We start from the raw sequence: 5,419 nt of genomic DNA, 5'->3' as shown, positions 1-5,419 counted from the left end.
GTATTAATATCATTAGAACTAATTGCTAAAATACCTACATTTCTATTTTTGTAATCTTGTCCTAATTTTGCTAATTCAAATTTGATATGTTGCACAAAAGGACAATGACGACTAACAAATATAACTACTAATACTTTTTTATCAGCAAAGTTTGCCAATGAAATCGTTTTACCTGAAACCACATCTGGGAGATTAAATTTAGGTGCTAAAGTTCCCAAAGGTAACATTGTCGAAGGTGTTAAAGCCATAAAATCCAATTCCTTAAATTATCAAATTACAATTATTTAATGCTTGTAAATCTAAAACCTCTCTCCTTGTAGGAGAGAGGTTTTGATTTCCCCCCTTCCCTTAAAGGGAAGGGGGTTAGGGGGTTAGGTTAAGCTGCTACAAGATTGGGAATATATGCCGCAGAATCTCCTTTAATGGCTTGACTATACTTACCGTCAATACCTAAAGGAAGATCACCAGCAATGGTTACACGCTGCACACGACGGGGTTGATCTCCATAATCTGCGATCGCATAATGTTGAGTAGCGCGGTTATCCCAAAATGCCACATCACCAACTTTCCACCGCCAACGTACTGTATTCTCAGGTCGTGTAATATAAGATTGCAACAAGCGAATAATATCGGCTGATTCAGTGGGAGATAAACCGCGAATTTGCCGCACAAAACCACCAATAAACAAACCCTTTTCCCCAGATTCAGGGTGAATTCTCACCACTGGATGTAAGGTTTCATACACCGTTGAAGTAAACACATCCCGGTAAGATTTGACTTCTTCCGGTATATCAAAGGCTGTGGCATAATCATAAGCATTGCTATGTACAGCCCAAAGTTTATCCGCTAAATTACGCAAATGCTCCGGTAAATCTTGGTATGCAGTCACCGAATTTGCCCAAATAGTATCCCCTCCCGCCGGCGGAATTACCAATGCCCGCAAGACCGAGCCAAGGGGCGGACGATCTACAAATGTGACATCGGTGTGCCAGTTATTCGCACGGGCAACAGTGCGGCTATAATCTAAATCCAATACTTCTGGATGTCCAGGAAGTGATGGAACTGTGGGATGTGCAGTAGTGATTTCACCAAACCGACGGGCAAAATCTACTTGTCCATTAGCATCAAGTTCCTGTCCACGAAAGAAGATGACTTTATATTCAACTAAGGCTTTTCTGATTTCGCTGATGATTTCATCACTGAGGTGATCAGCCAAATTAACACCTTTAATTTTTGCACCGATGCGTCCAGCAATTGGTTTAACTTCTATGTTTTGATAACTCATAAATCTGTGTTCTCAATTTAGGAATATTTCAATGCAGCGTTTGACTAAGCAGCGACAGGCACAGGAGCGGCAAATTTAGCATATCGCTCAATATAAAACTCTTTAGAATGAGCGATCGCTTTCACTAATTCACGTTCTTTGAGCGCGTGTTTCCACTGTTTTAAACGAGTAAATTCAGCAGGGATACCAAAGCCACGATAATGTTTAAGAGCAGCCCATCTTTCAAACCAGGGAAAAAAGGTAAAATCAACCAAACTGACAGATTCACCAAACCAGTAAGGACCATCTTCAGAAAGTTTCCCTAAACCTTCATTTTCAATAAATTCTAGATGTTTATAGAGTTTTTGTTTGGCTTCCTCTTGTTTTTGGAAATCTGAACTGCGTAACAGAGTAGAAAAAGCGGGAACTAATCTAGTATTAGCAAAATCTATCCAAATCCGAGCTTGAGCTTTAGCAATGGGTTTATTAGGTAAAAGCGGGGGGTTGGGAAATACTTCATCCAGATATTCATTAATAACTGCTGATTCCCAAATCCGATTTTCTCCATGAGTAATTGCAGGTACTTTTCCATAAGGAGAAACTTTTGTAAAACCTTCTGGTTTATTCTGCAAATCAATTTCAATCAAATCAAAATCAATACCCTTTTCTTGAAGTACCAAGCGGGTACGGTGAGCATAAGGACAAACAACCGCACTATAAATCTTAATATCAGCCATTTTTAAATTCCTTAGTAAATTAGGATTTGTGTTTGGGAAATTTGTTGACATCAAAATCCCAAATCTTAAATAATTTAGGTGTAGAGAAGTTCCATGGAACGTCTCTACATTCTTTTCCAGCAGATGTCTAATAGCAAAACTAGCGCAGACATAACTATTGCCAGTTATCTGTGCATCACCCTTATTGAGATAATACTTGGGGTAAAATATAAACTACAGTTTGTTGACCGAGTTACAGGTGATTGTTCTAGTAGTATTGCATGACCCCAGGAAAAATTCAAGTGGTTTGACAAGAAAATAGATGTTTGACTAAATTTATGGCTGACTAATGATTAGTATATCTAAATAATTATTGAGTTATACTTGGCTAAACTGTGCCAAAACGGGATACTTGAGAACAAAAGGTGAAATCAAGAACTATGAATACAAATACTGATATTACTGGTTTTCATGCACATATTTATTTTGATACCGTCAGTCGTGAAGCGGCTGCTCGTGTAAGAGAAGGTTTAGGTGCTAAATTTGATGTAAGATTGGGACGTTGGCATGAACAGCCTATAGGACCACACCCCAAATCCATGTATCAAGTAGCTTTTTTACCACATCAATTTGGTGAAGTTGTGCCTTGGTTAATGGTTAATAGGGAAGGTTTAGATATTTTGGTTCACCCAGAAACGGGAGATGATGTCAAAGATCATACTGATCATTCTCTGTGGTTAGGAGAAAAACTACCGTTAAATATTGAGTTTCTGCAAAGGTTATAGCAGGTGACAGGGAACAGGTGACAGGTGACAGTGTTAAAAGTTTCTTGGAGTCTAAGTTTTATCAATGACCTTACGTCAACGTGCGCTATCATTTGATATTTTAACCCCCTTAGTGGTTGCTATAAAAACTATCTAATTTCACCAAAATGCTTTCTCACACAGTCCTTTTTGACCTAGATGGAACTCTAACTGATCCTAAACTGGGGATTACTCGCTGTATTCAATATGCGTTATCGGAACTTGGTTATAAACCACCAGATGCTAATGAATTGCTTTGGTGTATTGGACCACCACTGAAAAGCAGTTTTTCCCAGTTATTGCAAACCTCTGATGACACATTACTGGAGGAGGCAATTTTACTATATCGTAGTCGCTTTTCTACAATTGGGTTATTTGAAAACTCCCTTTATCCGCAAATTCCCGAAACTCTAAAAATTATTCGTGCTGCTGGTTATCAAACTTTTGTAGCTACTTCCAAACCTCAAATTTATGCTACACGCATTATTGAATATTTTGACTTAGCACCTTTGTTTGATGGTGTTTATGGTAGTGAATTAAATGGTAATAGAAGTGTGAAAGGTGATTTAATTTCCTACATTATAGAGAGGGAAAGTCTTTTAGATTCTACTGTCGTTATGATAGGCGATAGGCTACATGATATTATTGGAGCTAAGAAAAATAATATTGCTTCAATTGGTGTGACTTATGGTTATGGAAGTAGGGAAGAATTGGAAACTCACAAAGCTGATTTAATTGCTGATTGTCCAAATGAGATTCCTACATTATTGCCTTTGATTTGATCGCTCAACTCTGATCATTATTAAAAGCGATACTTACAGAAGATTATGCTATAGCTAATAAACATCATTATGACTCTTCACTTAAATAAGATTGGCGACTATGACGAACATGAAGAATGGCGATAACATCTTCTTCGACTACAAACAAAACTCGATATTTTCTTTGTTTTCCAATCCAGAGTTGACGAACTTCACCACCAATTACTTTTGCTTCTGATGCTATCATACAGCGATTAGGAAATTTTTGTAATGATGCTATAGCATCTTCAAGTTCGTAGTACCAATTGTTTGCTACTTCAGGACTCAGATTATCGCACATCCAACGATAAGCAGTTTCGATTTCTTGAAAAGCTGTAGGTTGAATAATAACTTGGTAATTCATGAGCGAGGAGGAATATTAAATTTGTGTTTTAGGGTTGCTAATGCTTGATCGGCTGGTATTCCTTCACCTTGCTTAAATTCATCTAGTCCTTTACGAATACCTACTATTGTTTCTAAGTAATCAATTCGTTCTAAGAGTTCTTGATATGTACTTAGAGGCTGTTTTGGAGTTGTTTTCAGTGATTGTAAAAAACTCAGCAGATCCTCTAGGAGTTCGTTGGGGGTGTTGTCAATTTCTTGTAAGAGTAATTCTTTGATAGTCATTACAGTTAACCGTGAAGATTGATATTTCTATTATAGTGATATCTTTGCTCTGACTGTGTAAGGAATATGGTAAGCGTTCGATAACTGTATAAAAAGTGTGATAGCGTTCGCGGTAGCGTCTCGTTCGCGTAGCGTTCCGAAGGAATAGAGATAGCGCTCCGTAGGAATCTTGAAACGCTGCTGTAAGCAGATCGCCTTCATGATATCATTGGAGCTAAGAAAAATAATATTGCTTCAATTGGTGTGACTTATGGTTATGGAAGCTAGGGAGGAATTGGAAACTCACAAAGCTGATTTAATTGCTGATTGTCCAAAGGAAATTCCTAAATTACTGCCTTATAGGTAGATTTATATATATTTGATAGGATATTCTGTATTGAGTGTATAGTTGCTGAAAAGACTATAAAAAAGAAAAACTTAATATTTAATGCTGAATTATCATTTGAAACAGTAAAGCTAGATAATATTGCTTGTGAAATAGTTTTTCCTAAAAAGCAGGATGAAAAAGTAATTCTACAAGCTCAATTAAAGGCAAGTGATTTCTCATTACGGGAAATCCCTTTTCTATTTTCGTTGAAAGCAGCATTTTCTAATCAACAGGGTGATTTTTTGAAAATTTCTTGTGACAAAGTATATAACTTAAGTATTCAAACGTCATATTTTGCTACAAACCAAGAAATCGCTATTTTGAATGCAGAGCTAGTTAATTTAAAAATTCGAGAATTTATTCAAGGAGATGAGAATAAAAAAGGACAAAAGCAATTTTTCTTTTGGTTAACTCAAAGCAGACAACTTTCTCCTTGTCATTCCACCTGACTTTTCCCGTTAAGTCGTGAAACTCCCAATTAACAAGGGTTTTAGACTATAGCCTAATTCTCAACAAGCGACGTTTAATGAGAATAATCAACGAGAAAATAGGACTTCGGGGAGGGGGTTATAGTGGGCGATCGCTCAATTAGAAAGATAACGGGAAAAGTCAGGTCATTCCACCAGGGGATCGCGGGAAGGCTGGGAGCCGCGTCTCTTTAGAGCGCGGGGGAAAGCCTACCCGTGCGGTTTTAACCGCTTCCAATATTCTCGATCATGATGCGGGTCATTAAATCTTTTCAACATTTTATTTCTCTCTAACTAATCTTTTTAAGGCTGACGAAAGACTCATTCCCCAACCTTGGGCGATATCCTCAAGTTTCTTTCTTTCAGTTTCATCTA

At 37.5% G+C, this 5,419-nt stretch carries 8 protein-coding genes; 3 read left to right on the top strand and 5 right to left on the bottom strand.

The window, feature by feature from the left end:
* The 3 genes from IQ228_RS20175 to IQ228_RS20165 all read right to left on the bottom strand — a co-directional run.
* Positions 1-248: redoxin domain-containing protein (locus tag IQ228_RS20175; RefSeq protein ID WP_193964146.1), on the bottom strand; the 248-nt coding region annotated here is incomplete at its 3' end.
* Between the two features lie 128 nt (positions 249-376).
* A complete protein-coding gene (locus IQ228_RS20170) occupies positions 377-1,285 on the bottom strand; it encodes a TauD/TfdA family dioxygenase (RefSeq protein WP_027401253.1) in 909 nt (302 codons plus the stop codon).
* A 44-nt stretch (positions 1,286-1,329) separates the two neighbouring features.
* Positions 1,330-2,001 (bottom strand): glutathione S-transferase family protein, encoded by a 672-nt coding sequence (locus tag IQ228_RS20165; protein WP_027401254.1) that lies wholly within the window; start codon positions 1,999-2,001, stop codon positions 1,330-1,332.
* Between the two features lie 419 nt (positions 2,002-2,420).
* Between IQ228_RS20165 and IQ228_RS20160 the strand changes: the two genes are divergently transcribed.
* Both IQ228_RS20160 and IQ228_RS20155 read left to right on the top strand, forming a co-directional pair.
* Positions 2,421-2,765: a DOPA 4,5-dioxygenase family protein gene (locus IQ228_RS20160; protein ID WP_193964144.1), complete on the top strand. Its 345-nt coding sequence runs from the start codon at positions 2,421-2,423 to the stop codon at positions 2,763-2,765.
* 146 nt (positions 2,766-2,911) lie between these two features.
* Positions 2,912-3,565, top strand: coding sequence for an HAD family hydrolase (locus tag IQ228_RS20155; protein WP_193964142.1), 654 nt, complete (start codon positions 2,912-2,914; stop codon positions 3,563-3,565).
* Between the two features lie 67 nt (positions 3,566-3,632).
* Here IQ228_RS20155 and IQ228_RS20150 read toward each other — a convergent pair whose 3' ends face one another.
* Both IQ228_RS20150 and IQ228_RS20145 read right to left on the bottom strand, forming a co-directional pair.
* Positions 3,633-3,947 carry a type II toxin-antitoxin system RelE/ParE family toxin gene (locus IQ228_RS20150; protein ID WP_027401257.1) on the bottom strand — a complete coding sequence of 105 codons (315 nt, stop codon included), beginning with the start codon at positions 3,945-3,947 and terminating at the stop codon, positions 3,633-3,635.
* Positions 3,944-4,210 (bottom strand): hypothetical protein, encoded by a 267-nt coding sequence (locus IQ228_RS20145; RefSeq protein ID WP_027401258.1) that lies wholly within the window; start codon positions 4,208-4,210, stop codon positions 3,944-3,946. Before IQ228_RS20145 ends, IQ228_RS20150 begins: the two co-directional genes overlap by 4 nt.
* A gap of 573 nt (positions 4,211-4,783) precedes the next feature.
* On the opposite strand from IQ228_RS20145, the gene IQ228_RS20140 reads away from it, so the two are divergent.
* A complete protein-coding gene (locus IQ228_RS20140) occupies positions 4,784-5,026 on the top strand; it encodes a hypothetical protein (protein WP_027401259.1) in 243 nt (80 codons plus the stop codon).
* Positions 5,027-5,419: the final 393 nt, after the last annotated feature.

The organism is Dolichospermum sp. LEGE 00246 (assembly GCF_015207865.1).
Taxonomy (GTDB): domain Bacteria; phylum Cyanobacteriota; class Cyanobacteriia; order Cyanobacteriales; family Nostocaceae; genus Dolichospermum; species Dolichospermum heterosporum.
This window is presented reverse-complemented; position numbering and strand designations above follow the sequence as displayed.